The organism is Mesorhizobium sp. M0051 (assembly GCF_040323235.1).
GTDB lineage: Bacteria > Pseudomonadota > Alphaproteobacteria > Rhizobiales > Rhizobiaceae > Mesorhizobium.
This window is the reverse complement of the sequence record NZ_JAMYUT010000028.1, coordinates 40,484-66,089: the sequence shown is the minus strand read 5'-3', so window position 1 is coordinate 66,089 and position 25,606 is coordinate 40,484. Positions and strand designations below refer to the sequence as shown.

Genomic DNA, 25,606 nt, shown 5'->3' with positions numbered 1-25,606 from the left:
CATCCTCAATAGCCAACAAGGAACGGATTGAACGATCCGCGGCGATGGCCGCCCTCGCGGACGAGCAGGTCGAGGCCGAGCGTCGCCACGTCGTCGGCGACCGGATCGAGAGCCGGATCCTTGTATTGGTACAGGATCTTTACATAGCAGCCGCATGCATCGCAGGTCTCGGCCTTGACCGTGCCAGGACCTCCCTCGATTTCCTGATAGCCTATCCCCTTGGTCGAGCCGCACAGCGTACATTTGATGCGGACGTGGTTCCACAATGTTCCACACAGCGCGCAGGCGCAGAACCGCGCCCCGTGTGCGCCGTGCCAACCTACGATGATCGAGGACACGGGCGGCCCACCGCAGGCCGGACAGGCGCCGTCGGCAACCGCAACGAGCTTCGAGCTGTCGAGACATGCCGCGAGGCGGGCGAAGTGAACCTGCAGCGCGGCCGCGACATAGACATGCTCGGCAAGCGCTTTGATTGGGATTGCATCGGTGAGTACATTGCGCACCATGGAATCGACTCTGGATGCACCGATGTTTGTGAGCCTGCCCAAGGCGGCTGCGGCAGCCTCGGGTTTTTCGATCGTAGCTGCCACTTCCAACAGGCGGCCGAGCGTCATTCCAAGGGCGGCATCCGAAGTGAATTGGTTGCGATCGAGCGGCGGCATACCGAAGATTCGTGCGCGCTCGCGCGCCTCCGCGGTCGGCAATTCGATCTCCGGCAAGCCGTCCTGGATGCGGTGCTGCGCATCCGTCAGTGCAGCCAGGAAGCGGAGATAGGGGCCGAGCTGGTGGTCATCCGCCAACACAATCAATCGCTCGGAGCGGCGAATGAACAAGGTCCGCGGATCAGGCACGCGCGCAAAGGGTGGGGCCGAGACTTCGCCGATTACTGTCGGGTCAGGGCGTGACGGATCTTGTTGCCTTGGCATTTCAACCTCACGAACCTCACGGGCCACGTGGTCGGCTTGACACTGCTCCAGAGCAATTCCACCAAAAGTGTATAACGGTTTTCCGTCCGGAATTGCGTAAAAACAAATACCCGCTCATTCGGCGGGATTCGATCCCGAACGTCCGTTCGGCTTGCCTGCGATCAGTTCCCGCAGCCATTTGCGATGATGCCGCCACGCCCAGCCGCCGGTCACCCGTCCGCGCGTCATGGCGGGAATGGTGCCGCGTACCCAGATGGCCGAGTAGAAATGAATAATCCAGACGCCGATGATCGCCACGGCAGCGATCGAATGAACAAGCAGCGCTATCCGCTGGTGGCCGATCGTGGTGTAAGCGGCGAAATATTGTTGCCAGATGACGACGCCGCTCGAAATCAGGATGATGATGAGGATCGACATTGACCAGAAGACGAGCTTCTGGCCGGCATTGTACTTGCCGACTTCGGGGACGTTGTCCTCGTGATTGGACAACACGTCACGGAAACGGGCGAGCCACGTTCCGTCCTCGGGCCTCCACAAATTGGCCTTCCAGAACCGAAGGAAAAGCCCAAGGAAGCTAACGAAGAGCAAGACGCCGATCCATGGGTGAATGAAGCGCGTGAACTGGCCGCCGCCAAACAGCCGCGACAGGAAGAACAGGCTCGGGTGAAACATGGCAAGGCCGGACAAGGCGAGCAGGATCAGGCTGGCCGCCGTGATCCAATGGTTGATCCGCGCGCCCACCGTGTAGCGGTCCACGATGACTGGCTTGCCGGGATGTACCTGCTCGTTAGGCTTCACATCATACGCGGCCATCGTTTTTGCCTTCCGTCAGCTCTTCGGCATGCTCCTCATCCGTCTCGGAGACCCGGTTCGGTCCCATGACCAGATGGTGAAGCAGGCCGACGCCGGCCGCCACGCCGAGAATGGTGAGGCCGGCATATTTGGTCACGCCCTTCCACGCCTCCACCAGCGGACTGATCTTCGGCTCCTTCGGCAGACCCGAATAGAGCTCCGGCTGGTCGGCATGGTGCAGCACATACATCACATGCGTCCCTCCGACGCCGGGCGGATCGTAGAGGCCGGCATTCGAATAGCCGCGCGATTTCAGGTCCTTGATGCGGCCGTCGGCGTGCTGTTTCATCTCGTCTTTCGTGCCGAACACGATCGCCTGGGTCGGGCACGCCTTGGCGCAGGCTGGTCCCTGGCCGACAGCCACGCGGTCGGAGCAGAGCGTGCATTTGTAGGCCGTGTGATCGACTTTGGAGATGCGCGGAATGTTGAACGGGCAACCCTTGATGCAATAGCCGCAGCCGATGCAGTTCTCATGGACGAAATCGACGATGCCGTTCGAATACTGCACTATGGCGCCTGGTGCCGGACAAGCCTTGAGGCAGCCCGGATCAGCGCAATGCATACAGCCATCCTTGCGGATCAGCCATTCGAGTTCGTTGGTCTCGGGATTGTCCCATTCGCTGTAGCGCATCAGCGTGAACATGTCCGGCGTGAGATCGGCAGGATTCTCATAGACGCCGGCATTGAGGCCGATCTCCGGATGCGTGTCGTTCCACCCGATGCAGGCCGTCTGGCATGCCTTGCAGCCAATGCACTTCGAAACATCGATGAGCTTGGCGACTTCCGTCAATTGCTGCTCGGGCGCGGGAACCGTCGAGGCAGAGCGGCGGATGAGGTCCTTGTCGGAAAAACGCGGTGCGGTATCCGTCGTCGAAGGATTTGGAAGTGGAGGAAACATCGCTTACTCCTCCTACGCTACCGGCCCGGCGACGGGCTCGATGTTGACAAGGAACGCCTTGTATTCCGGCGTCTCGATGTTGGCGTCGCCGACAAAGGGGGTGAGCATGTTGGGGCCAAAGCCTTTCTTCGCCGCTCCCGTGAAGCCCCAGTGCAGCGGTATTCCGACTATGTGGACGGTCTTGCCATCGCAGGTGAGCGGCCTGATCCGTTTGGTCACCATGGCCTTCGCCACAACGGAACCGCGCTTCGACCAGACGCGCACCCAGCCGCCTTTGGTGATGCCTTTCTCGGCCGCAAGCTGTTCCGAAATTTCCACGAAAAATTCCGGCTGCATCACCGCATTGGTGATGACGTGCTTGGTCCAGAAGTGGAAATGCTCGGTCAGTCGGTAGGAGGTCGCCGCGTAGGGAAACTCCTGCGAAGCCGATTCGGCGAACTGGGCCATATCGCCTTCGAACACCCGCGCTGCGGGGTTGCCGCGGACTTTGGGAGCTATCGGGTTCGCGATGGGCGACTCGAATGGCTCGTAGTGCGCCGGGAATGGTCCGTCGCGCATCATGCCCCGGGTAAAGAGGCGCGAGACGCCTTCCGGATTCATGATGAACGGGCCTACTTGATCGGGCTTTGCCGTTGGCAAGATGTCGGGGACATCGTAGCCCGACCATTTCGTGCCGTCCCATTCGATCACCTTGCGGCTTGGATCCCAAGCCTTTCCGGTGAGGTCAGCCGACGCCCTGTTGTAGAGAATGCGGCGGTTGGCGGGCCATGAGAACGCCCATTTGGAATAGGCGCCGGTTTCGTCAGGATCGGTGGTGTCCCGCCTGGCCATGTTGTTGCCGTTTTCGTTGAAGCAGCCGGAATAGATCCAGCAGCCGCAGGAGGTGGAGCCGTCGTCGCGCAGCGCGGCGAAGCCCGGCAAGAGCTTTCCGGCCTCGGCCAGCACCTTTGTCGGGTCGGCCGTGTCGGTTACCCTGGCGAGCGCCCTGCCATTGATCTCCTGGGCAAGCTCCTCGGCCTTCGGATCGCCGGGATCGGCATAAGGCCAGTTGAGCTTAACGATCGGATCCGCGAAGGCGCCGCCTTCCTTGGTGTAGAGCTCCTTCAGGCGCAGATAGAGCTGCGCCATAATCCAGGTATCGCGTTTGGCCTCGCCGGGCGGCGTGCCGCCGGCCCAATGCCACTGCAGCCAGCGCCCCGAATTGACCAGCGAGCCGTCGTCCTCGGCGAAGCAGGTGGAGGGAAGCTGGTAGACTTCCGTCTGAATCTGCGACGGATCGACATCGTTGTACGGCCCGTGGTTCTCCCAGAACCGGCCCGTCTCGGTGTCCAACGGATCCATGATGACGAGGTATTTGAGCTTCGAGAGGGACTCGATCACCTTCTTCTTGTTCGGAGCTGCCTGTAGCGGGTTGAAGCCCTGGCAGAAATAGCCGTTCATCTTGCCCTGGTGCATCAGCTCGAAAGCCCGCAGCAGATCGTAGCCCGGCAGGTCGAGCTTCGGCAGGTAGTCATAGGCGAAGCCGTTCTCCGGAGTTGCCGCGTTGCCCCACATTGACTTTTGGAAGCTTACGAAGAACTTCCTGTAGTTCTGCCAGTAGCTCATCTGGTTCGGCCGGAGCGGCTTGAAGCCTCGGGTCGACATGTAGGCTGCCAGATCGACCTCCTTCTCGGTCGGCAGCGTCAGATAACCGGGCAGCAGGTTCGACATCAGCCCGAGGTCGGTCAGCCCCTGGATATTGGAGTGACCGCGAAGCGCGTTCATGCCGCCGCCGCGTATACCAATGTTGCCGAGAACAAGCTGCAGCATCGCCATGGCGCGGATGTTCTGCGAGCCCTTCGAGTGCTGGGTCCAGCCGAGCGCGTACATCGAGGTCATCGCCTTGGTCGGAGACGACGTCTCGGCGACCATCGCAGCCACCTTCAGGAACCGGTCCTTCGGGGTGCCGCAGATGCGCTCGACCATCTTCGGCGTGTAGACCGCGACATGCTTCTTGAGCAGATTCCAGACGCAGCGGGGATTGGCCAATGTCGCGTCGACAACGGCAAAGCCGTCCGGGCCTATGTCATAGTCCCAACTGGACTTGTCATAGTCTCGCTTCGCCTCGTTATAGCCAGAGAAGAGGCCGTCCTGATAGGTGAAGCCCTCCTTGACGACATACGTCGCGTTAGTGAAGGCCTTCAGATAGTCCCATTGCACCTTATCGTTCTGGATGCAGTAGTTGATCAGCCCGAGCAGGAAGGCGATATCCGTTCCCTGGCGGATCGGCGCGTAAACATCCGACACCGAAGCCGAGCGCGTAAAGCGCGGGTCGACGACGATGAGCTTGGCGCCGCGGTTGGCCTTCGCCTCTGTGACCCATTTGAAGCCGCAAGGATGCGCTTCCGCGGCATTGCCGCCCATGATGACGACGAGATCCGTGTTCTTGATGTCGGTCCAGGAATTGGTCATTGCGCCGCGGCCGAATGTTGGGGCGAGACTCGCCACCGTCGGGCCGTGTCAGACACGTGCCTGGTTGTCGAACACCAGCATGCCCGCGCTGCGGACCACCTTGTAGGTCGCGAACGCGGTTTCATTGGTCGAAGCCGAGGCGGCGAGGAAGCCGGTGGTGATCCACCGGTTGACCGTCACGCCGTCATTGTTCATCGCGACGAAGTTCTTGTCGCGATCGTCCTTCATCAGGCGGGCGATGCGGCCGAGCGCATCTTCCCAGCTTATCGGCTCGAACTTGTCCGAGCCCGGTCTGCGGATCATCGGATGTTGCAGACGGGTCGGCGACTTGACAAATCCGAGCAGGGCCGACCCTTTGGGGCACAAGGTGCCGCGATTGGTCGGATGATCAGTGTCACCCTCGATATGGGTGATGTCGGCCGGCTCGCCCTTTCTGAGATCGCCCTTCGAATACAAGATTATGCCGCAAGCCACCGAGCAGTATGGACAGGTGTTGCGTGTTTCGGTGGTGTTCGCGAGCTTGAACGGCCGTATAGCCGCCGCGTGTGCGGCCTCGCTATCGCCGAAGCCGAGGGCTCCAAGCGAAGTACCGGCGACGCCCGCGCCTGCTGTTTGCAGGAACGCGCGTCGAGAAAGATTGATGTTCATGGGTTCCTCCCGAAGCCGATGCCCCACAAGGCAACTCGAACCAACGGTCAATCCGACTAACTAGTGTCGGACCAAATAAAATCAATGCCAAGGAACAAGGCGCGTACGGTGCAGCAAAAGTGCCCCTCCGAACCGCCTTCCTGCAACAGGTTTGTGGCCCGCAAATCGGAATTGTGACCGCGACTGCGATTGACGAAAATGAACGCATTGCCATAGAGTAAGGCGTGGCGATGAAACAGCTCCCGCGGGTCGGGGCGCCTTTCGATCGATACCCAATGACGGCGATGCCTCGCACGCCGGATAGGGCCCTTGGCTTTTCTAACTCAACGAAATCCGCTGAAAGCAAGCGTGCTCCAAACGTGCCATGCGTTGGGCGATCTTATTTTCCATGCCGGTTGACTTTGATCCCCACTAAAGCGTGCTAGCAGAGGAGGCTAGACGATCATGGCAATCGCCCTCTCGCCTGAAATCACCAAAGCGCCCGTTGTGCGCCTGACCAGCCTCGCCCATGGCGGCGGTTGCGGCTGCAAGCTGGCGCCGTCAGTGCTGCAGCAGCTTCTCGCCGATCCGGCGGCTGCCAGTCCCTATCATCAACTTCTCGTCGGCACGGAGACCGGCGACGATGCGGCAGTTTGGCAACTCGACAGCGCGACTTGCGTCATTGCGACCACCGACTTCTTCATGCCTATGGTAGATGACCCCTACGATTTTGGTCGGATTGCCGCGACCAACGCCCTGTCCGATATCTATGCGATGGGTGGCCGGCCGATCATGGCGTTGGCTATTCTCGGCATGCCTCTCGACAAGATCCCGACGGTCATGGTCCGCGAAATCCTCAGAGGTGGCGAAGCTGTCTGCGCCGACGCCGGAATCCCAGTTGCCGGCGGCCACTCAATCGACTCGCCGGAGCCGATTTACGGCCTTGCAGTCATCGGCACCTGCCGACCCGAGGACATCCGACGCAATTCTGACGCCAGACCGGGCGACGCCTTGATCCTGACGAAAGGGCTCGGCGTCGGCATCTATTCCGCCGCCATCAAGAAGCAGGCGCTTTCCGAGAGCGGCTATCGCGAAATGATCGCCTCCACCACCCTTCTCAACCGGATCGGATCGGAACTGGCGCAGGATGCGAGCGTCCACGCCGTAACCGACGTGACCGGATTTGGCTTGCTCGGACATGCCCTCGAGATGGCACGCGGTTCCGGGTGCACGCTCATAATTTGCAGCCACGACGTGCCGCTCTTTTCCGAAGCTGCCTCGCTCACGGTCGACGGCCACGTTACCGGCGCATCGCGGCGCAACTGGGCGAGTTATGGCGACGCGATAAGCTTACCTCCCGGCATGCCCGACTGGCGACGCCATCTTCTCACGGATCCACAGACTTCGGGCGGGTTGCTGGTTGCTTGCGAGGCCGACCGCGCAGCGGCGCTCGTTGAGTGGATCGTCGCGGACGGCTATCCTTCGGCTCGCATCATCGGCCATGCCAGGCCCGGCGCGCCGACAATAGTAGTAGAGGCCTGAACGGCCGCTCCGCTTCCCGCCAGATGACGGGGTGCGCCCTCCAGTTCGCGGCACTCCACCTCCTGCCACCACTGGATCGGCAGGCAAAGACGCCGCCTGCTCTGTCCACGCTGGATTGGCGGCGAACGCTGCGGAAACATCAGCTCCTCTATCCGGAGAATCGTTCCACTTGGCCATGCGTTCGGAACGCGTGCTCGACATGGTCAGCCGAGACATATGGCCGGTAGCGTGGCCAAGCTCATGCAGCGCCGTGCGGTGCCAGTTGATAGGCTCGAAAAAATCCTCTGGTGACGGGACCTGCACATAATCGAGCGCCGGCATGTAGAAAGCGCTGTTGCCACCGATGCGGAAGTCGATTCTGGCCGCGCGTATCAGGGCCTCGACCCTCGGCTCGATCAGGTGGAGAGCCGGGCGCGGCGCGTCGATCGCGACCCCATCCGGCAGATTTTCGCACTGCGCGGCGTTGAAGACTGTGAAGCGCTTCAGGGAACGGCATCGCTTGTGCTTCCTCACCGGTCTCCCAGGCGCGCTGCCAGTCGGCACTTCCGCGCGCACTTGCTACGGGCTTGCTCTTTGGCTTGGCAATCGTCGAGGCGATGTCGCAGGCTTGCGATGGGACCAGCGCGTAACCCACCGCGTTCTGATCGATGGTGTCGAGCGCCAATTCGATGGATTTGATATTGTTCAGGCCAAGAACCCGGGAAGGACCGGCGGCAAGCGGCTTTTCGTTCCAGTAACTCCCATGCTGGCTAAGATCCTGGACGCCGCGGACCGGCGCGGCGAAACAGTCCTGGTCACGGGCTATGGCCATCCTTTCTCGCCCAAATCTCTGACCGGTGCCATGGCACGCTGGTGCGCTCTCGCCGGATTGCCGAAGGGCCTTACGCTGCACGGTTTGAGGAAGTCGCTGGGGGTCTATCTCGCCGAAGCGGAGGCATCCACGAGGCAGATGATGGACGTTCTCGGCCACGACGACATCGACCATGCAGAGCTCTATTCGCGGCAAGCGTCGCAGGTGCGTTTGGCTGTACAAGGCATGGACCGAGTCGTACGGCTGGTAACGCGCAAACCACTGCTTGGCGAACCTGTTGGCGAACTTCGTAGCGAGCCGGTCAATAAGCCATTGATAAATAACGATAATGGTGGGCCCGGAGGGACTCGAACCCCCAACCAAGCGGTTATGAGCCGCCGGCTCTAACCATTGAGCTACAGGCCCCACGCCGGCTGGATAATGTTTTTCCTGTCGCCGCACAAGGCTTTCCCGACGGGCTTCCGCAGATCGCCCAAATCAACCCATAATCTCGCTCTACGCAACCTTTGCGAGTAGATCGCAGACCAAGGAGATTTTCATGACCAGACGCCTTTTGCCTCTCGCGCTCACCGCTGCAATCGCTTTTCCGGCGATGGCTGGAGCCACCGATTTGCCGACGCCGCCTCGCATCATCGTGTCAGGCGAAGGCGAGGCAACCGTAGCCCCCGATCTGGCGGTCCTGACGCTGAGCGTCATGCGAGAGGCCAAGACCGCGCGCGCCGCGCTCGACGCCAACAATGACGCCATGGCCGCCGTGATCGCGGCGATGAAATCGGCCGGCATCAACGACCGCGACCTGCAGACCGCAGGCATCCAGATCAACCCGCGCTACAACTACACCAACAAGCCGGACGGCAGCCAAGAGGCCGAACTGGTCGCCTATCAGGTGACCAACACGCTTTCGGTGCGGGTGCGCGATGTCGACAAGACCGGCGAGATCCTCGACAAGGCGGTGTCGCTGGGCGTCAACCAGGGCGGCGGCATCGCCTTCACCAATGACAACCCGGCGGCCACAGTCGCCGAAGCGCGCAAGAAGGCGGTCGCCAATGCGATGGCCAAGGCCAAGACGCTGGCCGGGGCCGCCGGCGTCAGCCTCGGCAAGGTGCTCGAGATCACCGACCAGAACATCGCGCCGACGCCGATGCCGATCAACGCCAAGGCCTTCGACGCCGCGGGTGCCGCGGCTCCGGTGCAGGCCGGCGAGAATTCCTACAATGTGCAGGTCACGGTCACCTTCGAACTGAAGTAAGCGGGCTCTGACGATCCATGGCTGAGGCTTGTCCGACCACGGATCCGACCACCAGCCACCAACGCGCATGAAAAACCCCGCGGGATCGCCCCCGCGGGGTTTTTCGCCTTCCGGCGGAAAGGGGGCCGGTTAGTCCAGACCGACCTTCGCAGAAGGTCGTGTCTCCGGCTGATACTCGCAGAGGATCATGCCGCTTGACCTTCGCAGAAGGTCGTGTCCCCCTGCTGATCCTCGCAGAGGATCATGCCGTCCGAACTGATCTTCGCAGAAGATCATGTTCTCGGGTTGATTGTCGCAGCAGGCCCATCCACGCAGAAGATCATGCTTCTATGAGTACGGATGAGTCCGGCCTCAGCCTTAGCGGTAGATAACCGGGCAACCGCGCTCGTTGGCGAACACGACCACGACGCGGTCGCCGTCCTGGCGGCCCATCACCTTCACCGTACGACGGCTGACGTCGACGATGCGGGCACGGTAGAGGCCCATGCGTTCGGCCTTGTCGAGCGCGCGGTCCGGCGAACAGCCACGACGCCAGCCGCCGCGGCGTTCATCACGCCAGTCGCCGCGGCGTTCATCACGGCGATAGCGATAGCCGTCGTCGCCGGTATAGACGCCGAAACGCGGGTCGTTGTTGTTGCCGAAGCCAAGATAGAGGCTGTCGGCATGAGCGGGAATAGCCGTCAGCGTGCCGAGACCGACCAGAGCCGAAAGGGCTGCCGTCTTGATGGTGGTGAACATTGTCTTCTCTCCTTTATTGCGGGCTTTCGCCCGTCCTCGTGAACCGATGGAGGGAGAATGCGCTGGCCTGTCTGAACTCTTTGCGAACCTGACGTTCATCTCTGGTTCATGTGGCGGGAAAAAGGAAATTGCCGACCATTCGTCCCCATCCCGGTGAACGATAGGAACGCCGCCTGTTTCCGATCCAACCGATTGGCTGAGGGTCAGGCGTCCCCGGCGCGAACCCTGTGGTTCGTCGTCCCAGCGCGAGCCTCTGGCTCGTCGGCCCAGCGCGAGCCTTACGGCTCCTCGTCGAGCATGTAATCAAAATAGTCTTCCGGCTCGGCGAGATCGGTTTCGCTCGCCTTGACCCGGCCGCGCATCGACATGCCGGCTTCATGCACGGTCTCGGCGCTGCCCGACACCAGCCGGTGCCACCAGTAGAGATCGCGGCCCTCGGCCACCAGCCGGTATGCGCAAGTGCTGGGCAGCCAGCTGATGGTGCGGACATTCTGTGGCGTCAGCCCGACGCAGTCGGGGACGCGTGCCAGCCGGTTGGCGTAGTCCGAACAGCGACAGGTCTGGGCGTCGAACAGCCGGCAGCCGACGCTGGTCCAGTAAATCTCACCAGAATCCTCATCCTCAAGCTTCGACAGGCAGCATTTGCCGCAGCCGTCGCAGAGCGATTCCCACTCGGTCGGGCTCATCGCCTCCAGGGATTTGGTTTTCCAGAATGGCGTTTCCATCCCCGGCATGTGGCCCCAGCCGCCGGCAAGGTCAAGCATGGCAACGGGAGGAATGCGCCGGCGGCGGGTGAAAGACACGAAGTTGCCTTAAAAAGGGCGGCCAATCGCCCTGCGCGGCCTCTATTCACGCCAAACCGGAACCAATCGGCGCAAGATAGGTTTCGGCAAGGATGGGACCCCATAAGGAGAGTTTTCGATGAAACGCCAACCACGGATTCTGGCCGGCACCGCACTTGGCCTGCTGATAGCATCCACGCCTTTGGGCGCGTTCCCGCTTCAGGAAAGTGCCGCGTTCGGCCCTACCCAGCGCACGTCGGTCCCATTCAATTTGGCGCAAGCAGCATGCGCCGAGGGCGAATCAGCAGAAGCCTGCGCAAAGAAGCAGCAGGCCGAGCCGAAACAAAAGCCCGAGCGCAAGAGGCCCGAGCCTGAACAGCAGGCAGCGCCTGCCCAGCGCGAGCAGCCCGCCGAGGAGCAGCAGCCACGCAGGAAGAAGCGCGATCAGCAGCAGCAGATCCAGCAGGCGCCGACCGAACAGGCCGCTCCGGCCGAGGAACAGCAGCCGCGCAGAAAGAGGCGCGATCTGCAGCAGCAGACCCAGCAGGCGCCGGCCGAACAGGCCGCTCCGGCCGAAGAACAGCAGCCGCGCAGGAAGAGGCGCGATCAGCAGCAGCAGACCCAGCAGGCGCCGGCCGAACAGGCCGCTCCGGCCGAAGAACAGCAGCCGCGTAGGAAGAAGCGCGATCAGCAGCAGCAGACCCAGCAGGCGCCTGCCGAACAGGCCGCTCCGGCCGAGCAACCACAGCCGCGCAGGAAGAAGCGCGACCAGCAGCAGCAGACGGAGCAGGCGCCGGCTGAACAGCCTGCACAGCAGGCCGCCCCGGCAAACGACAACAATCCACAGCCCCTGCGCAAGAAGCACAAGCAGGACCAGCAGATCGAAGCCGCACCCGCCGAACAAGCGCCGGCCAGGAAGCAAGCGCCCGCCGGCGAGCCGGTTCCGCAGGCCGAGCCGCTTCAGCCCGAGCAACAGGCGGCGCCGGCCGAGGGCAAACAGCCTCAGGAAAAGAAGAAGCGCGGCAAGAAGCCTGTCGGCGAACAGCCGGCAACGGCAGAGCAGCCGGCCACCGGAGAACAACCGTCGACGGCCGAACAACCCGCCAATGGCCGGCAGCCGTTGACTGGCAAACAGCCGGCCCCAGGTGAACAGCCGGCCCAAGGTGAAAATGCGACCCAGACTGAGGCCCCGGCCGACAAGAATGCAGCCCCCATCCTAGACAGCCAGAAGGATGTCCTGCGCAAGCGCAAGGGCAAGAATGGCCGGCAGGGAGGCGAGAATGCGAGTGAGCAGGCCAACCAGCCCACCCAGCAGAATGGTCAGCAGGCGCAGGCTCCAAAGCCTGCTCCGGTCGACCAGGGACCACCACCCACCGACGACAGGGCGGCCCAGCAGGCAATCCAGCCTGAAAAGATCGCTCCCGTGACGGAGGAAAAGGGCAAACGCGTCGAGCGCGCACCCGATGAGAACGTCCGCGACCGCCGGCGTCCGCAAGGCGTCGACGTCGTCAGGGAACTCGGCGACCGCGTCATCCTCCAGTTCAACAACCAGACGATCGTGGAAAGCAGTGACGCTCCACGTATGCATCGCGGCGCCAGGAACGTGTATTATGAGGACCTGTCGGGCGATCGCACCCGGGAAATTGTCGAGCGTGACAACGGTGTCCGGATCATCACCATCCGCAACCGCTACGGCGACATCATCCAGCGTTCGCGAATCGCTCCGGATGGGCACGAGTATGTGCTGAGCTATGTCGACGAGAGCCAGTATGAGGATGAGGGCGACTGGCGCGATCCGGGCGACGACCTGCCGCCGATGCGGCTCACCATTCCGCGCGAGGAGTACATTCTGGACTCCGAGAATGTAGAGGATCCCGACGACTACTACACCTTCCTCGAACAGCCGCCGGTGGAACGGGTGCAACGCCTCTACTCAATCGACGAGGTCAAGCGCTCGGCCCGTGTGCGCGACATCGCACGGCGCGTCGATCTCGATACGCTCAACTTCGATTTCGGTTCGGCCTCGATCTCCGACACCGAGGTGCAGAAGCTCGAGGGCGTCGCCACCGCCATGGAGAAGCTGTTGAAGAAGAACCCGGCCGAGACCTTCCTGATCGAAGGCCACACCGACGCGGTGGGCACGCCAGAGGCAAACCTGGCTCTGTCCGATCGCCGCGCGGAAGCGGTGGCTCAGGCGCTGACCAACGCGTTCGGCATCCCGCCGGAAAACCTGACGACACAGGGCTATGGCGAGGAGTATCTGAAGGTCAACACGGCGGGACCCAACCGCGAGAACCGACGCGTTGCGATCCGCCGTATCACCCCGCTGGTGGCGCCTGTCGCCAGCAACAATTAAGCCATGATTTCAATGCCATGACCTGGTTTGTGGAATCGGCACGAGAAGCATCCATCCCCGGCTTCACCGGGGATGGATCGACGTCCCAAGTTCAAGAAATGTTCCGGTATGCAACCGGGCTCATTGAATAGAAGGCGCACCTACCCCAGATTCAGGATTGGGCGTTCCCTGCCCCGTCCCGACTCCAGCGGGACGTATTGAGCCCCGCCGGACCCTCTCCGGCGGGGTTTTGTCTTGCAAATTGCAAACCGGAGCGACCTGACCGAAATAGCTCCGCAGCCCGCAGCGCCGACCGGAACCAGGCGGAGCTCGCTCAGCCCACGGACACGCCATCACGGATCAGCTGACAGCTCGTCAATCGACGCGCTGGTGGCTCCGCGCTTCTGAGTTCTGAAAACTGCTCTAACTCTTTGTTTTTGACGCAACTCCCAAGGAAAGCGCTATGCGCTTTTCCCGGGAAAACCGTTTCACGCTTTTCCTGGAATTACTCTAATAGATCCCTCTTATCTTCGTGCTCGAATTAGCAAACACCTCGTCCGGCACAAAAAAGTCGCCGGCCAGAGGCCCGTTCGCGTCAGGTGAATAGACCGAGAAATCGCTGACGCCCTCGGCGCGCAGCACCTCTTCGTCGATGTAGAAATTGCCCGTGGTCTCGCGCGCCGGCCGCATGAAGATGGCATGCGCGGCATCGGCCATGATGTCGGGCAAACGGCTCATCGCCGCCACTGTCGCGCCGCCGAGCAGATTGCGCACCGCCGCCGTGTCGATGGTCGAGATCGGCCACAGCGAATTTATCGCAATGCCATCCCTGGCGAATTCGGCGCTCATCCCCAGCGTGCACATCGACATGCCGAACTTGGCCATCGTGTAGGCGACGTGGTTCTTGAACCATTTGGCCTTCATGTCGAGCGGCGGCGCCAGATTCAGGATATGAGGATTGCTGGCTAACTTCAGGTGTGGAATGCACATTTTGGAAACGAGGAAGGTGCCGCGCGTGTTGATCTGATGCATCAGGTCATAGCGTTTCATGTCGGTTTCCAACGTGCCGGTGAGCTGGATGGCGCTGGCATTGTTGACGCAGATGTCGATGCCGCCGAACTTTTCGACGGTTCTGGCGACCGCGTCGGCAACCTGCGCCTCTTCACGGATATCGCACAGCACAGGTAGCGCCTTGCCTCCGGCCCGCTCGATCTCTTCAGCCGCCGTGTAGATCGTGCCCGGCAGCTTGGGATGCGGCTCAGCGGTCTTGGCGGCGATCGTCACATTGGCGCCGTCACGCGCGGCACGCAGCGCGATCGCCAGCCCGATGCCACGCGACCCGCCGGAGATGAACAGCGTCCTTCCCTTGAGCGACATTTTTCCTCCGCCTGCGTATTTTTCCTTGCGCAATCCTTGCCTGTGGCGGTCACGGATACAAGAGCTTGCGGCGGGATGCCATGGTGACGCTGCGGCCTACGGTCCAAACCTATTGGAATTGCTGAGCGTTCGATGTATATATTCTATACAGATAGGTAGAATATAGCATGGCACTGTCGATTAAGAACATGGAAGTCGAGCAAATGGCGCGCGAACTCGCTCGCCGCCGCCGCGTGTCGGTGACCGAGGCCATCCGCCAGAGTCTCGAGCGCGAAGTTGCGCGCGAGCGATTGGTGCCGCGCGATGAAACCAGCGACCTGTTTCAGCGGTTGATGGCTATCTCCGACAGTGCCGGAAAAATCCCCAAACGCGAAAATGCGATGACCGAGGACGAAATCCTCGGTTACGACGAGTTCGGGATCCCGACGAAATGATCATCGATTCCTCGGCCCTGGTTGCTATCCTGCGCGCCGAGCCTGGTTACGATCGTTTCGTGTTGGCGATCGCACAGGCCAAAAGGCGGCTGTTGGCGGCGCCAACGTTTCTTGAAACGACGATGGTGCTCGCCGGCGGCAGGCAGGATGAAATCCTTGATCGCCTAGACGACTTCCTGCGCACCGCCTCGATCGAGACCGTTGCCTTTACCGCCGACCATGCCGCGGTCGCACGCCAGGCCTTCCTGCGCTACGGCAAGGGCCGGCATCCGGCCGCGCTGAATTTTGGCGACTGCATCGCCTACGCCACGGCGCGTCTCGAAGCCATGCCGCTGCTGTTCAAGGGTGATGATTTCCGGCTAACCGACATCGAAGCGGTGTGATGTACAATTAGACCAGCACCAGCCCCTGCCGCATCGCGATAGCGATGGCATCTGTGCGGTTGGCGGCGCCAAGTTTGATCAGGATCGCGGCGACATGAAACTTCGCCGTGTGCACGGAAATGTTCAGCCGCCGTGCGATAACCTTGTTGGGCGCTCCCTCGGCCAGCAGCGCCAATACTTCCGCCTCGCGCGGCGACAGTGTTGGGCGGATCGCATGCTCGTCGGAGGCTTCATCCTCGAACGGCTCGCCGTCGCCCGGATGGAAGTCCTCAAGGCGCCCGCTTCTGCCGTCGCCCGATACGCGATAGCCGGCCGCAGCCAGTCGCGCCGCGGCAGCGATCAACAAATCGTCCGCGTCCACAGGCATGACGGCCAATACCTCGCCAGCGGGTCGCCCGCCATTGGCGCGTCCCGACAGCAGCACCCGTGGCGTGGACACCGGCACGGCGTCCACGCTCCTGTCGTCGATGATGGCGACATCGGCTTTGCCATCACCGGCCACGACCGGCAGCAGGTCTTCGCTCGCGGCAAGCGAGGCAGCCAGGCGCTCGGCGCGCGACGCGTCACCAAGCGCAATCAGCACCACCAGCCGCCGCGAGACGGCACCGTCAGTCATGATCCGGTCGCTGGTGAGCGTATCCATCACTCCTCTCAGGAAAGCGGCTTTTCGCCGACGGACAGCGCGACATCGCGCTGTTCGCCGCCGCGTACGACGCCGAGCGTCACCGAAGCGCCGGCGCTGTCGGGCCCGAGCCTGCGGATCAGGTCGCGCGGACCATGCACGGCCTCGCCGTTCCACGCTACGATGATATCGCCAAGAGAGAGGCCGGCAGCCTTGGCCGGGCCATCCTCGTCGAGGCTCATCACCATCGCGCCATGCGCGTCGCGGTCGCGCACCGGATGCAGGCCGGCGCCCAGATATCCACGCGCGACATGGCCCTTTTCGCGCAGCGTCGCGACCGCTCGCTCGATCGTCTCGTAAGGCATCACCAGCGCACGGTGACGCGGTCCGAACAAGAGCATGCCGATCAGTGCGCCCTTGGCGTCGAGCACCGGGCCACCCTCGAAGCGGCCGCCGGCACCGACCGCAAGATTGATGCGCCGGTCGATGCTGCCGCCGCGCATCGAGCGCCAGGCCGGACCGACCTCGCCGACCGAGCCCGACACGGCCAGAGCGGAACCGTCACTGTTGCCGATGGCGATGGCGACATTGCCGGGCCGCACCGCACCGGCCTTGGCCAACGGCGCTGCGTTGACGGCAGCAGCCGGCTTCAGCAGGGCAACGCCGGTCGAAGGATCGCGGCCGACGAGCTCGGCCTTCACCGTCTCACCCGAGGCCAACACCAGCTCGATCTCCTCGCCTGCCTCGACAGCCTCTTCGGCGGTGACGAAGTAGCCGTCACGCCAGTGGAAGGCGCTTGCCGTCCGATGCTGATGCGTGGCGAAACTTGCCGTTGCCGGTGCCGCCTTGGCGGCGAGATCGGCGATGGCTTCCGAAAACGCACTCAGATTGAAATCGCTCATGTTGGTCTCCTGGGTTTTCTCATGCCCCAGATATCGCTCGACAGCGCGCCCGAAGGTACTCGCCTGACGGCTAGTTGGCGGTTTGACTGGCCATCTGGTCAGGTCGCGGCCGGTCCAGCCGCTCCGCACATATAGTGCGTGTCGCCCAAAAGTGCTCAGCGGTTTTGGGACAACGGCGCGCAGGAAAAAATCGTCCTTGCGCCCGACAACATGGAACCCCGCCGATGGCCCGCCTCGCCCCGAAATTCGAAACTGACGACAGATTAGCCGACGGCACGCTGCTCGACGCCTATTCGACGACGGTTGCCGACGCGGTCGACCGCATCGGCCCTGCCGTCTGCCGCATCGAGCGCATCAGCGGTCAGGGCGGCCATGGCTCGGGCTTCGTCATCGCGCAGGACGGGCTGGTCGTCACCAATTTTCACGTCGTGGGCGACGCAAGAACGGTGCGCGTCTCGATGCCGGACGGCGCCTCGCGAGAAGGCCACGTGCTCGGCCGCGACCCGGACACCGACATAGCACTGGTGCGCGCCGACGGCAGCTTTGCCGATATCGCGCCGCTGGGCGATTCCAAGCGGCTGCGGCGCGGCCAGATCGCCATTGCCATCGGCAACCCCCTGGGCTTCGAGTGGACCGTCACCTCCGGCGTTGTCTCGGCGCTGGGGCGCTCGATGCGCGCCTCCACCGGCCGGCTGATCGACGATGTCATCCAGACCGATGCGGCGCTAAACCCCGGCAATTCCGGCGGACCGCTGGTTTCGTCGGCCGGCGAGGTCATCGGCGTCAACACCGCCATGATCCATGGCGCGCAAGGCATCGCCTTCGCCGTCGCTTCCAACACCGCCAACTTCGTCATTTCGGAGATCATTCGCTTCGGCCGCGTGCGCCGCGCCTTCATCGGCGTCTCGGCCGACACCACCAGTCTGCCACGCCGCGCCGCGCTTCTGTCGCAAGTGTCGAGCAAGACGGCGGTCCGGCTGCGCAGCGTCGAGAAGAACGGCCCGGCGGCAATAGCGGGTTTCAAGGAAGGCGACATCATCGCCGCCATCGATGGCCGCCCGGTCACCGGGGTCGACGATTTGGTGCGTATGCTCGACGCCGATCGCATCGGCCGCGAAACGCTGTGCACCGTCGTGCGCCGCACCGGCGTCAGCCAGGTGACGGTGACGCCGGTGGCAAGGGCTGGCTAGGGCTGACGCTCAGGCTCCCGCCGCCCCTTCCGCATATTGCGCCAGAAATTCCTCGCTCGGCGCAATCGGCTTGATGACGTCGATCAGCACGCCATTGGGATCCCTGGTGATGAAGTGGCGCTGGCCGAAGGGTTCGTCGCGCAGAGAGCGCAGGATCGGCAGGCCGGCGGCAAGGATCCGCTCATAGACCGCGTCCGGGTCGCGGACCTCGAAATTGATCAACAGGCCCGATGTGCGGCCCCGCCCCTCCTCAGGGATCGTCTCGTGGTCGCCTTGGACAATGCCGAGATTGACACGTTTGCTCTCCACCGATTGCAGATGCACGTACCAGCCGCTTTCAAACAGCGGCTGGAAGCCGAAATGCTCGACATAAAAAGCCGTTGTGCCGGCGACGTCGCCGGTCATCAGCACCGGATAATAGCTCGTGGTCTTCATCTTTCCTTCTCCCGTCTATTAACATACAGTCTGCATGTAGATTGAATTAACATACAGGCTGCATGTATGCAACAGGACTCCGCACGTCGCTCCAACCGCGACCGCACCGAGGCGACGCGCGCCGATCTGATCGCCGCTGCGCGAAAGTTGTTCACCGAAAAATCCTATGCAGAGACCGGCACGCCCGAGATTGTCGCCGCCGCCGGCGTCACGCGCGGCGCGCTCTATCACCATTTCGCCGACAAGCAGGCGCTGTTTGCCGCCGTGGTCGAGCAGGAGGCGGCAGCTGTCGCCGAGGAGATCGAGCACGCCTCGCCGCCCTCGCTCAATGCGCGCGACGCGCTGATTGCCGGTTCGTGTGCCTATCTCGCCGCCATGCGTGCGCCCGGCCGCACACGGCTGCTGTTGCTCGATGGGCCGGCCGTGCTTGGCCGCGCCGCCATGGACGAGATCGACAACCGTCACGGCAACCGCTCGCTGCGCGAAGGTCTGGTTGCGGCAATGCGGGCGCAGACGATGACGAGATTGCCGGCGGAGGCACTGACGGCGCTCTTTGCCGCTGCCTTCGACCGCGCCGCGCTCGCCATCGAAGCCGGCGAATCAGCGCAGGATTATCACGCCGTGCTCATAGCGCTGATCGATGGGCTGTCTCCGGCCCGTCTTCAGGCACCTCGCCCGGCTCGAACTCGTTGAAGCAGCCGAGTTGGCGCTTGAACTGATCGATCAGCCAGGCCGCTGCCGGCTTCGGGCTGCGATCGTTGCGGTGCATGGCAAACAAGGGAGAACTCACCTCCCTGAAGGACTCGAGATCGATTTCGACCAGCCGGCCGCTCGCCAGATCGTCGGCGATCAGCCAGCGCGGCAGCCCGCCCCAGCCCAACCCCTCGCGCATCAGCGTATGCTTGGTGCGCATGTCCGTCAGCCGCCAGGTGCGGTAGGCGTAGACGCCAAAGTCACGTCCCTTGGTGCGCTCCGACTGGTCGGTGACGACCAGCTGGGTGTGTTCGCGCGCATCCTCGATCGCCACCGGTTTTGGCAGCAAGGCCAGCGGGTGGGTGGGCGCGGCTGCCAGAACGATCGACATGAAGCCGATACGCACAAGATGCACGTCGACCTCGCCCAGCAGGCCGCCAATGCCAAGGTCGGCCTGGCCGCTGACGACGTGATCGGGGATCAAGCCAAGCGTACCAATGTGCACGCGTAACATCACCGTCGGAAACTGCGCCTCGAATGCCTTCAGCACTCGAACCAGCACCGGTGAGGGCAGCGCCGCGTCGACCGACAGCGCAATTTCAGCCTCAAGCCCCTGGTGATGGCTGTCGACGCGCGAGCGCATGCGCTGCAGCACGCCGATCATACGACGCGCATCTTCCAGCATCGCCCGCCCGATATCGGTCAGCTGCGGCTCGCGCGTACCCTCGCGCTCGAACAGCTTCAGGCCGAGCTGCGCCTCAAGATTGGCAATGCCGTAGCTGATGACGGATTGCGATCGGTTGAGCTTACGGCCGGCCGCCGAGAAGCTGCCGCTTTCGGCGACCGTCACCAGTATCTGAAGTTGGTCGAGCGTCGGGTTGGGCTGCATCGCTATATCTACTTTATGGATGGATCGTATAGAAATTATATCCGTTTATCGAATGGGTTGGTAGCCCCATATGTGCCGGGACAATTCATCACAACCCGCTGGAGAGCCAACATGTCCATTCTTCTTGTCACCTCAAGCCCGCGTGGCGCTGCTTCGCACTCGACCCGCATCGCCACCGAATTCGCCGAGAAACTGCTTGCCGCCGATCCGTCCAACACGCTCGTGGTGCGTGATCTCGTCGCCAACCCCCTGCCGCACATCGATGCCGACTATGCGACCGGCATCTATACGCCGGCCGAAGCCCGCTCTGAGCGTCAGGCCGAGGTGGTCGGCGTTTCCGATGTCGTGCTGGACGAGTTGTTCGCAGCGGATACGGTGATCCTCGCCACCGGCTTCATCAATTTCAACATCTCCTCGACGCTGAAGTCCTGGGTCGATCACATCGCCCGCTCCGGCAAGAGCTTTGCTTATGGCGAGAACGGCCCCAAGGGCCTCGTCACCGGCAAGAAGGTCTATATCGTGCTGGCTTCCGGCGGCATCTATTCGGAAGGTGCTGCCGTGCAGTTCGATCACGCCATTCCCTACCTGCGCGGCGTGCTCGGCTTCCTCGGCATGACCGATGTCGACGTCATTCGCATCGAAGGCGTCAGCATGGGGCCTGACGCGGTAGCATCGGCGCTCGCCAAGGCGACCGCAAAGGTCGACGCCGTAGTGGCCGCCACCCGGGATGTCGCGGCGGCAGCGTAAGTCACACCGATCATCTGGATTGAAAAAGGCAGGCGCGCCGCGCCTGCCTTTTTTCGTTCTAGCCAATCAGATGCCGCAACAGCCCCGCCGAAGCGACCCCGATCAGAACGGTCGGCAGCATGGACAGCCGCGTCGCCGCGATCAAAGTGATCGCCAGCGCCAGAAGGTCGGCCGGATTCCGCGACACGAAGGCAGGCGCGATCACCGAGATCAGCACGCAACCGGGCGCTGCCTCCATCACCGCCGTGGCACGCGCACTGAGCGTGCGGTTGCGCAGCAAGACATAGCCGCCGATCCGCGTCAGGTAGGTAACGCCGGCCATCAGCACGATGGCAAGCACGGTCGTTGCGTCGATCATACATCACCTGCCATCAGCCAGGCCGCGACCAGCCCCGACACCGCACCGGCGGCGACATACCAGGCGCCCGGGATGAAGAGATAAAACAGTGCCGCGACGACGAGGCTGACCAGCCAGGGCCGCGCCGCCGCCATGCCCGTCCACATGCCGCGCATCAGCACCAGGAAGACGGCCGGGAACGCCATTTCGAAACCGTAGGTCCCGACGTCGCCGAGCATCGGGCCGAGCAAGGTACCCAGCGTGGTGAAGGCCACCCAGGTGAGATACATCGCCAATGCCGCGCCCATGTAGTAGCGCGGGCTGAAGGCCGGCGTGATGCCGGCAGCCCTGCGCTGCCTGGAGTCGGCCAAGCCCAGCGCCCAGCTTTCGTCGCACATCAAGAACAGCGCCGGAAAGACCTTGCGCCGCGGCAGGGAGCGCAGGAACGGCGCCAGCGCCGCCCCCATCAGCAAATGACGGCTGTTGACCAGGAAGGTGATGGCGACGATGAGCACGACGTGCGGCGGCGAGGTCCACAACTGGATCGCCGCGAATTCCGAACCGCCGGCAAAATTCAGTCCCGTCATTGCCGACAGTTCGACAACGCTCAAGCCTCTCTGCGCGGCCTGGGCGCCAAGCACCAGCGCGTAGGGGATGGTGCCGAACAGGATCGGCGCGCATGACGCCACGCCGCGCCGGAATTCGGATCCGGTGCCATCGCCCGCCGTCTCGACTTCCTGTGTAATGCTCATGGTTATCCATCGGCTGGCCTCGCGGCCGCCTCTTCCCTGCGGTTGAAATCAACTGATGTCGCGGCAAACATACCGATATCGGCCCGCAATTTGGTTGCAAAGATCGTTGTGTTTCACGGAATTTTGGCATTTGGTGTCACCAATCACCGAATAAATGGAATCAAACGCCATGAAACTTGACGAGATCGACAGACGGATCCTGCGGGCGCTGCAACGCGACGGCCGCATGGCCAACAACGATCTGGCCAATGAGGTCGGGCTTTCGCCTTCACCTTGCCTGCGGCGCGTGAAGCTGCTGGAGGAAGCCGGCATCATCGACCGCTATGTGGCAGTGCTCAACCCGGCCAGCATCGGCAAGGGCCTGACCTTCTTCACCCGGATCTGGCTGAAGGCACAGGACGAGGACACGATCGAGCATTTCGCCACCGAAGTCGCCAAGCTGCCGCAGGTGATGGAGTGCTATCTGATGCTCGGCGACTGCGATGCCATGGTGCGCGTGGTGGCGGCCGGCATCGATGATTATCGCCGCTTCCAGTCGGAGCATCTGAGCCGCATCAAGGGCGTGCAGAACGTCAAGACGGACGTTCCCAGCCAGACGATCAAATACACGTCGGAACTGCCGATCTGACGCATGCCGCCCAAAAGTGCGAAGCGGTTTCAGGATAATGACGTGCGTCCAAAAAAGGACCACCGAAAAACAGCGCCGTTCAGACTGGATAAAAAATGCAACCGGATTGTAGGATCGGCCTCGATGCCAGCGTCCTTCGGATGCAAGCAGCGTGCAGCGCTGCCCTCTGGCATGGGAGATTTGAATGAGCCTTTCCTATCGTTGGGTCATCGTCGCCGCTGGCGCGCTGATGTCCTGTGTCGCCATCGGAACAATGTTTTCGCTGGCGATCTTCCTTGAGCCGATGGCGATCGACACCAACTGGTCGCGCGCCGGCATTTCGAGCGCCATGACGCTCAACTTCCTGGTGATGGGCCTTGGCGGCTTCGCCTGGGGCGCCCTGTCGGACCGTTTTGGGGCCCGCATCGTCGTGACGATCGGGGCGGTACTGCTCGGGCTGGCGCTGGTGCTGGCCAGCCGCGCCGGCTCGCTCCTCACCTTCCAGATCACCTATGGCGTGCTGGTCGGCCTCGCCGCCAGCGCCTTCTTTGCGCCGATGATCGCATTGACCACCGGCTGGTTCGACACCAACCGCAGCCTTGCGGTATCGCTGGTCTCGGCCGGCATGGGCGTGGCGCCGATGACGATCTCGCCCTTCGCCCGCTGGCTGATCTCGGCCTATGACTGGCGCACTGCCATGTTCGACATCGGCATCACGGCTTGGGTGCTGCTGTTGCCGGCCGTGCTGCTGGTCCGCCAGCCACCGAAGCCAGCCGTCGCTGACACTGGTTCCGCGCCGGCTGCCGATGGTGCCGGCCTGACGGTCGGCCAGGCGCTGCGCTCGCCGCAGTTCATCGTGCTGGGGCTGACCTTCTTCGCCTGCTGCGCCGCGCATTCCGGGCCGATCTTCCACATGGTCAGCTATGCCGTGCTATGCGGCGTCGCCCCAATGGCGGCCGTTTCGATCTACAGTGTCGAGGGCCTTGCCGGCCTCGGCGGGCGGCTTTTCTACGGCGTGCTTGCCGATCGCCTGGGCGTCAAGCCGGTACTGATCTCGGGCCTCGCGATCCAGGCGATCGTCATCGCCGCCTATCTCTCGATCAGCCGGCTCGAGCAGTTCTATATGCTGGCCGTCATCTTCGGCGCCACCTATGGCGGCGTCATGCCGCTCTACGCGGTGCTGGCGCGCGAATATTTCGGCCAACACATCCTCGGCACCGTGTTCGGCGCCGCCACCATGCTGTCCAGCCTCGGCATGGCGCTCGGACCTCTGGCCGGCGGCATGGTGTTCGATGCCTACGCCAACTATTCCTGGCTGTTCATCGGCTCGGCCCTCGTCGGGCTTGGTGCGGTCGGCATCGCCATCGCCTTCCCGCCGCTGCCGCGCAGGGAGCTGCAGCCGGCTTAGTCTTCGGCCGGATCGAGTTCCGACCGGACAGGCCAGGCGCGCCATGAGCCTGGCCTGTCCGGCGCGATTGCAGGCGTTTGAGCCGGGGCACGCGGCGCCGCCACGGCCAGGTCCATTTTAAGGCCTTGACCAACCTCTTACTTCACCGTGATGGACATACCGCTGAGATCGGCGTTGACCTGCAGGCCTACCTGCTTGCCTGACAGTTCGAGCTGGGCGCCCTTGTCATTGGTCATGACGATCACCTGAGCCCCTTTGCCGAGCGTGCCGCCGCCGCCCGCCGCGCCGTATACGCCTGTCACATCCCGGGCGCGCCTGATATGGCGCACGGTGCCTTGGAAATACGTCTTGGAGACCCCGAAGGCGAGGCCGCCCGAGACGCCGGCGACCGAGATGGGGTAGCGACGACCATGGAAGGTCAGCGTGCCCTCGCCTCCGGATCCACCCACGAAGAAGGCCGCCTTGTAGACGGCAAAGCGGATCGTGCCGCTGTCGGCATGCGCGGCGCCGGAAACGCTGACTGCCCCTGCCGCGATGACGGCAACCGCGAGTGAACGAATTCTGGACGAAATCATGATAGGAACTCCTCAAGGTGGCCGCTTGCCCAACGGCTGGGCTCGTCAGCGTTTTGTCGAAGTTACAATTGAACAGTCTCACCCGTCATTGGTTCCAGGCACTCGCACTGGTCGTGCGCCATACCCGATGCCCAACTAGGAAATGGACAGGATCTCAAGTTCGCACGGCCCCAGTTGGACAAAGTCGCCAACGGTTTTGCCGGTCAGCGCGATGCCAACCGGAGAACCATGCGAAATCGAAGCTTGAGACGGGTTTGCCTCATCCTCGCCGACGATGCGGAAGGTCTGGATGCGGCCATCATCACGCTTGAAAGTGACCGTGTGCCCGAAGGCGATCACTTCATTGGACGTGGGCACCGACATAAGTTGAGCTGTACGGACGCGCTCGGCATAATAGCGCATATCTCGAACCGGAACCGCCGACTGCCGTCGCCTCTCATTGACATCCTCCAGCATGCTGGCGGCCTCGAGAGCCTGCTGAGCGCCAGCCAATTCATCCTGCAGCATCTTGAGGCCCGCCTCCGTGACGAGGTTGATCCGATCGGAGACAGGGCGAGCCGGCAGGATCGTTTCCGATGCTGCCTCAGCACTTTCCTCCTTGGCGAATGCTACGCTCAATTGTCGAGACTCTCTGCTTGCCGCCTACTGCCGTCATTCGAGAAACTGGTGGCGGATTTCCGCCTCCTGCGGGGGCTGACGTTTGTCGCCACGACCAATCCCGTCCCTATCCGAAAATCCGCTCGCCCTGCTCGTCGACCAATTGAATGCCCTTCTTGATCGAGATGTCGACGGCATCGTCGAGCCCGGCGAAGCGGTCGGCGCGGATGAATTTGTGTTCCTTCAGCACACCGTCGACCTCCTTGGAGACGACGCCGCAGGTCTGGTACTGGCCGTCCGCCTTGTAGGGCGTGGCGCTGATCAGAAAACCCTTGTGCTCGACCTGCTTGGCTGGTGCCGCGTTTTTTGGTTCGGCCGCTTCATTGCCGCCACCACCGCCGAAAAGACGCTTCAGAAAAGACATCGGGCTTCCTCCAACAGCATTCA

26 protein-coding genes, 1 tRNA gene and 2 pseudogenes are annotated in these 25,606 nt (G+C 62.7%); 11 read left to right on the top strand and 18 right to left on the bottom strand.

From position 1 onward, the window contains the following. Positions 1–5: 5 nt before the first annotated feature. From fdhE to fdnG, 4 genes are all read right to left on the bottom strand, one after another. A complete protein-coding gene (fdhE, locus tag NKJ90_RS25200; protein ID WP_023761803.1) occupies positions 6–926 on the bottom strand; it encodes a formate dehydrogenase accessory protein FdhE in 921 nt (306 codons plus the stop codon). Positions 927–1,040: 114 nt separating this feature from the next. Further along, positions 1,041–1,739: a formate dehydrogenase subunit gamma gene (locus NKJ90_RS25195; RefSeq protein WP_023761804.1), complete on the bottom strand. Its 699-nt coding sequence runs from the start codon at positions 1,737–1,739 to the stop codon at positions 1,041–1,043. Beyond that, on the bottom strand, positions 1,726–2,676 hold the full coding sequence (gene fdxH, locus NKJ90_RS25190; protein ID WP_023761805.1) for a formate dehydrogenase subunit beta: 951 nt from the start codon (positions 2,674–2,676) through the stop codon (positions 1,726–1,728). Before fdxH ends, NKJ90_RS25195 begins: the two co-directional genes overlap by 14 nt. A 12-nt stretch (positions 2,677–2,688) precedes the next feature. Then, positions 2,689–5,775, bottom strand: coding sequence for a formate dehydrogenase-N subunit alpha (fdnG, locus tag NKJ90_RS25185; RefSeq protein ID WP_084025639.1), 3,087 nt, complete (start codon positions 5,773–5,775; stop codon positions 2,689–2,691). 444 nt (positions 5,776–6,219) lie between these two features. On the opposite strand from fdnG, the gene selD reads away from it, so the two are divergent. Further along, positions 6,220–7,296, top strand: coding sequence for a selenide, water dikinase SelD (gene selD, locus NKJ90_RS25180; protein ID WP_031260916.1), 1,077 nt, complete (start codon positions 6,220–6,222; stop codon positions 7,294–7,296). Positions 7,297–7,500: 204 nt separating this feature from the next. Here the strand turns inward: selD and NKJ90_RS25175 are convergent. Beyond that, positions 7,501–7,828: pseudogene (locus NKJ90_RS25175) on the bottom strand (zincin-like metallopeptidase domain-containing protein); the annotation flags it as partial. Between NKJ90_RS25175 and NKJ90_RS25170 the strand changes: the two are divergent. Beyond that, positions 7,826–8,353 (top strand): annotated as a pseudogene (locus tag NKJ90_RS25170) (tyrosine-type recombinase/integrase); the annotation flags it as partial. The pseudogenes NKJ90_RS25175 and NKJ90_RS25170 sit on opposite strands and share 3 nt — an antisense overlap. Before the next feature lie 83 nt (positions 8,354–8,436). Here NKJ90_RS25170 and NKJ90_RS25165 read toward each other — a convergent pair. Beyond that, a tRNA-Ile gene (locus NKJ90_RS25165) sits at positions 8,437–8,512 on the bottom strand. 133 nt (positions 8,513–8,645) lie between these two features. On the opposite strand from NKJ90_RS25165, the gene NKJ90_RS25160 reads away from it, so the two are divergent. Further along, positions 8,646–9,356 (top strand): SIMPL domain-containing protein, encoded by a 711-nt coding sequence (locus NKJ90_RS25160; protein WP_023761810.1) that lies wholly within the window; start codon positions 8,646–8,648, stop codon positions 9,354–9,356. Positions 9,357–9,713: 357 nt separating this feature from the next. Here the strand turns inward: NKJ90_RS25160 and NKJ90_RS25155 are convergent, their stop codons facing one another. Both NKJ90_RS25155 and NKJ90_RS25150 read right to left on the bottom strand, forming a co-directional pair. Next, positions 9,714–10,094, bottom strand: a complete 381-nt coding sequence (locus NKJ90_RS25155) for a hypothetical protein (protein ID WP_023761811.1) — start codon at positions 10,092–10,094, stop codon at positions 9,714–9,716. Positions 10,095–10,372: 278 nt separating this feature from the next. Next, positions 10,373–10,819, bottom strand: coding sequence for a YcgN family cysteine cluster protein (locus tag NKJ90_RS25150; RefSeq protein WP_023761812.1), 447 nt, complete (start codon positions 10,817–10,819; stop codon positions 10,373–10,375). A gap of 196 nt (positions 10,820–11,015) precedes the next feature. Between NKJ90_RS25150 and NKJ90_RS33595 the strand changes: the two genes are divergently transcribed. Beyond that, the gene (locus NKJ90_RS33595) at positions 11,016–13,232 is read left to right on the top strand and encodes an OmpA family protein (protein WP_031260918.1); all 2,217 of its coding nucleotides are present in this window, start codon (positions 11,016–11,018) and stop codon (positions 13,230–13,232) included. Positions 13,233–13,721: 489 nt separating this feature from the next. On the opposite strand, the gene NKJ90_RS25135 is transcribed toward NKJ90_RS33595, so the two are convergent. Further along, a complete protein-coding gene (locus NKJ90_RS25135; protein ID WP_352487103.1) occupies positions 13,722–14,588 on the bottom strand; it encodes an SDR family oxidoreductase in 867 nt (288 codons plus the stop codon). A gap of 167 nt (positions 14,589–14,755) precedes the next feature. Here NKJ90_RS25135 and NKJ90_RS25130 point away from each other — a divergent pair, with 167 nt between their 5' ends. Next, positions 14,756–15,022: a type II toxin-antitoxin system VapB family antitoxin gene (locus NKJ90_RS25130; RefSeq protein ID WP_023761816.1), complete on the top strand. Its 267-nt coding sequence runs from the start codon at positions 14,756–14,758 to the stop codon at positions 15,020–15,022. Next, positions 15,019–15,405 carry a type II toxin-antitoxin system VapC family toxin gene (locus NKJ90_RS25125; RefSeq protein WP_023761817.1) on the top strand — a complete coding sequence of 129 codons (387 nt, stop codon included), beginning with the start codon at positions 15,019–15,021 and terminating at the stop codon, positions 15,403–15,405. The genes NKJ90_RS25130 and NKJ90_RS25125 overlap by 4 nt, the downstream gene beginning before the upstream one ends. A gap of 7 nt (positions 15,406–15,412) precedes the next feature. Here the strand turns inward: NKJ90_RS25125 and NKJ90_RS25120 are convergent, their stop codons facing one another. Then, positions 15,413–16,048 (bottom strand): helix-turn-helix transcriptional regulator, encoded by a 636-nt coding sequence (locus NKJ90_RS25120; protein WP_023761818.1) that lies wholly within the window; start codon positions 16,046–16,048, stop codon positions 15,413–15,415. Positions 16,049–16,056: 8 nt separating this feature from the next. Then, the gene (locus NKJ90_RS25115; protein ID WP_023761819.1) at positions 16,057–16,929 is read right to left on the bottom strand and encodes a S1C family serine protease; all 873 of its coding nucleotides are present in this window, start codon (positions 16,927–16,929) and stop codon (positions 16,057–16,059) included. Positions 16,930–17,153: 224 nt separating this feature from the next. On the opposite strand from NKJ90_RS25115, the gene NKJ90_RS25110 reads away from it, so the two are divergent. Then, complete coding sequence (locus NKJ90_RS25110; RefSeq protein WP_023761820.1) at positions 17,154–18,119, top strand: S1C family serine protease; 966 nt, start codon at positions 17,154–17,156, stop codon at positions 18,117–18,119. 9 nt (positions 18,120–18,128) lie between these two features. Here NKJ90_RS25110 and NKJ90_RS25105 read toward each other — a convergent pair whose 3' ends face one another. Continuing rightward, the gene (locus NKJ90_RS25105) at positions 18,129–18,554 is read right to left on the bottom strand and encodes a VOC family protein (RefSeq protein ID WP_023761821.1); all 426 of its coding nucleotides are present in this window, start codon (positions 18,552–18,554) and stop codon (positions 18,129–18,131) included. Between the two features lie 66 nt (positions 18,555–18,620). Between NKJ90_RS25105 and NKJ90_RS25100 the strand changes: the two genes are divergently transcribed. Next, complete coding sequence (locus tag NKJ90_RS25100; RefSeq protein ID WP_023761822.1) at positions 18,621–19,247, top strand: TetR/AcrR family transcriptional regulator; 627 nt, start codon at positions 18,621–18,623, stop codon at positions 19,245–19,247. On the opposite strand, the gene NKJ90_RS25095 is transcribed toward NKJ90_RS25100, so the two are convergent. After that, positions 19,180–20,136 carry a LysR family transcriptional regulator gene (locus NKJ90_RS25095; protein WP_023761823.1) on the bottom strand — a complete coding sequence of 319 codons (957 nt, stop codon included), beginning with the start codon at positions 20,134–20,136 and terminating at the stop codon, positions 19,180–19,182. The genes NKJ90_RS25100 and NKJ90_RS25095 overlap by 68 nt on opposite strands. A 111-nt stretch (positions 20,137–20,247) precedes the next feature. On the opposite strand from NKJ90_RS25095, the gene NKJ90_RS25090 reads away from it, so the two are divergent. Beyond that, a complete protein-coding gene (locus NKJ90_RS25090; protein ID WP_023761824.1) occupies positions 20,248–20,883 on the top strand; it encodes an FMN-dependent NADH-azoreductase in 636 nt (211 codons plus the stop codon). 58 nt (positions 20,884–20,941) lie between these two features. Here the strand turns inward: NKJ90_RS25090 and NKJ90_RS25085 are convergent, their stop codons facing one another. Both NKJ90_RS25085 and NKJ90_RS25080 read right to left on the bottom strand, forming a co-directional pair. Next, on the bottom strand, positions 20,942–21,241 hold the full coding sequence (locus NKJ90_RS25085; RefSeq protein ID WP_023761825.1) for an AzlD family protein: 300 nt from the start codon (positions 21,239–21,241) through the stop codon (positions 20,942–20,944). Further along, entirely contained in the window at positions 21,238–21,972 is a 735-nt protein-coding gene (locus NKJ90_RS25080) for an AzlC family ABC transporter permease (RefSeq protein WP_023761826.1), read from the bottom strand. Before NKJ90_RS25080 ends, NKJ90_RS25085 begins: the two co-directional genes overlap by 4 nt. A gap of 169 nt (positions 21,973–22,141) precedes the next feature. On the opposite strand from NKJ90_RS25080, the gene NKJ90_RS25075 reads away from it, so the two are divergent. Next, positions 22,142–22,600 (top strand): Lrp/AsnC family transcriptional regulator, encoded by a 459-nt coding sequence (locus tag NKJ90_RS25075; protein ID WP_023761827.1) that lies wholly within the window; start codon positions 22,142–22,144, stop codon positions 22,598–22,600. A 184-nt stretch (positions 22,601–22,784) separates the two neighbouring features. After that, positions 22,785–23,987 carry an MFS transporter gene (locus NKJ90_RS25070; protein WP_352487100.1) on the top strand — a complete coding sequence of 401 codons (1,203 nt, stop codon included), beginning with the start codon at positions 22,785–22,787 and terminating at the stop codon, positions 23,985–23,987. A gap of 137 nt (positions 23,988–24,124) precedes the next feature. Here NKJ90_RS25070 and NKJ90_RS25065 read toward each other — a convergent pair whose 3' ends face one another. The 3 genes from NKJ90_RS25065 to NKJ90_RS25055 all read right to left on the bottom strand — a co-directional run bounded on the left by NKJ90_RS25065 (position 24,125) and on the right by NKJ90_RS25055 (position 25,583). Then, a complete protein-coding gene (locus NKJ90_RS25065; protein WP_023761829.1) occupies positions 24,125–24,565 on the bottom strand; it encodes a lipid-binding SYLF domain-containing protein in 441 nt (146 codons plus the stop codon). A gap of 132 nt (positions 24,566–24,697) precedes the next feature. Then, the gene (greA, locus tag NKJ90_RS25060) at positions 24,698–25,180 is read right to left on the bottom strand and encodes a transcription elongation factor GreA (protein ID WP_023761830.1); all 483 of its coding nucleotides are present in this window, start codon (positions 25,178–25,180) and stop codon (positions 24,698–24,700) included. A 106-nt stretch (positions 25,181–25,286) separates the two neighbouring features. Further along, complete coding sequence (locus NKJ90_RS25055) at positions 25,287–25,583, bottom strand: HlyU family transcriptional regulator (RefSeq protein WP_023761831.1); 297 nt, start codon at positions 25,581–25,583, stop codon at positions 25,287–25,289. Positions 25,584–25,606 lie beyond the last annotated feature (23 nt).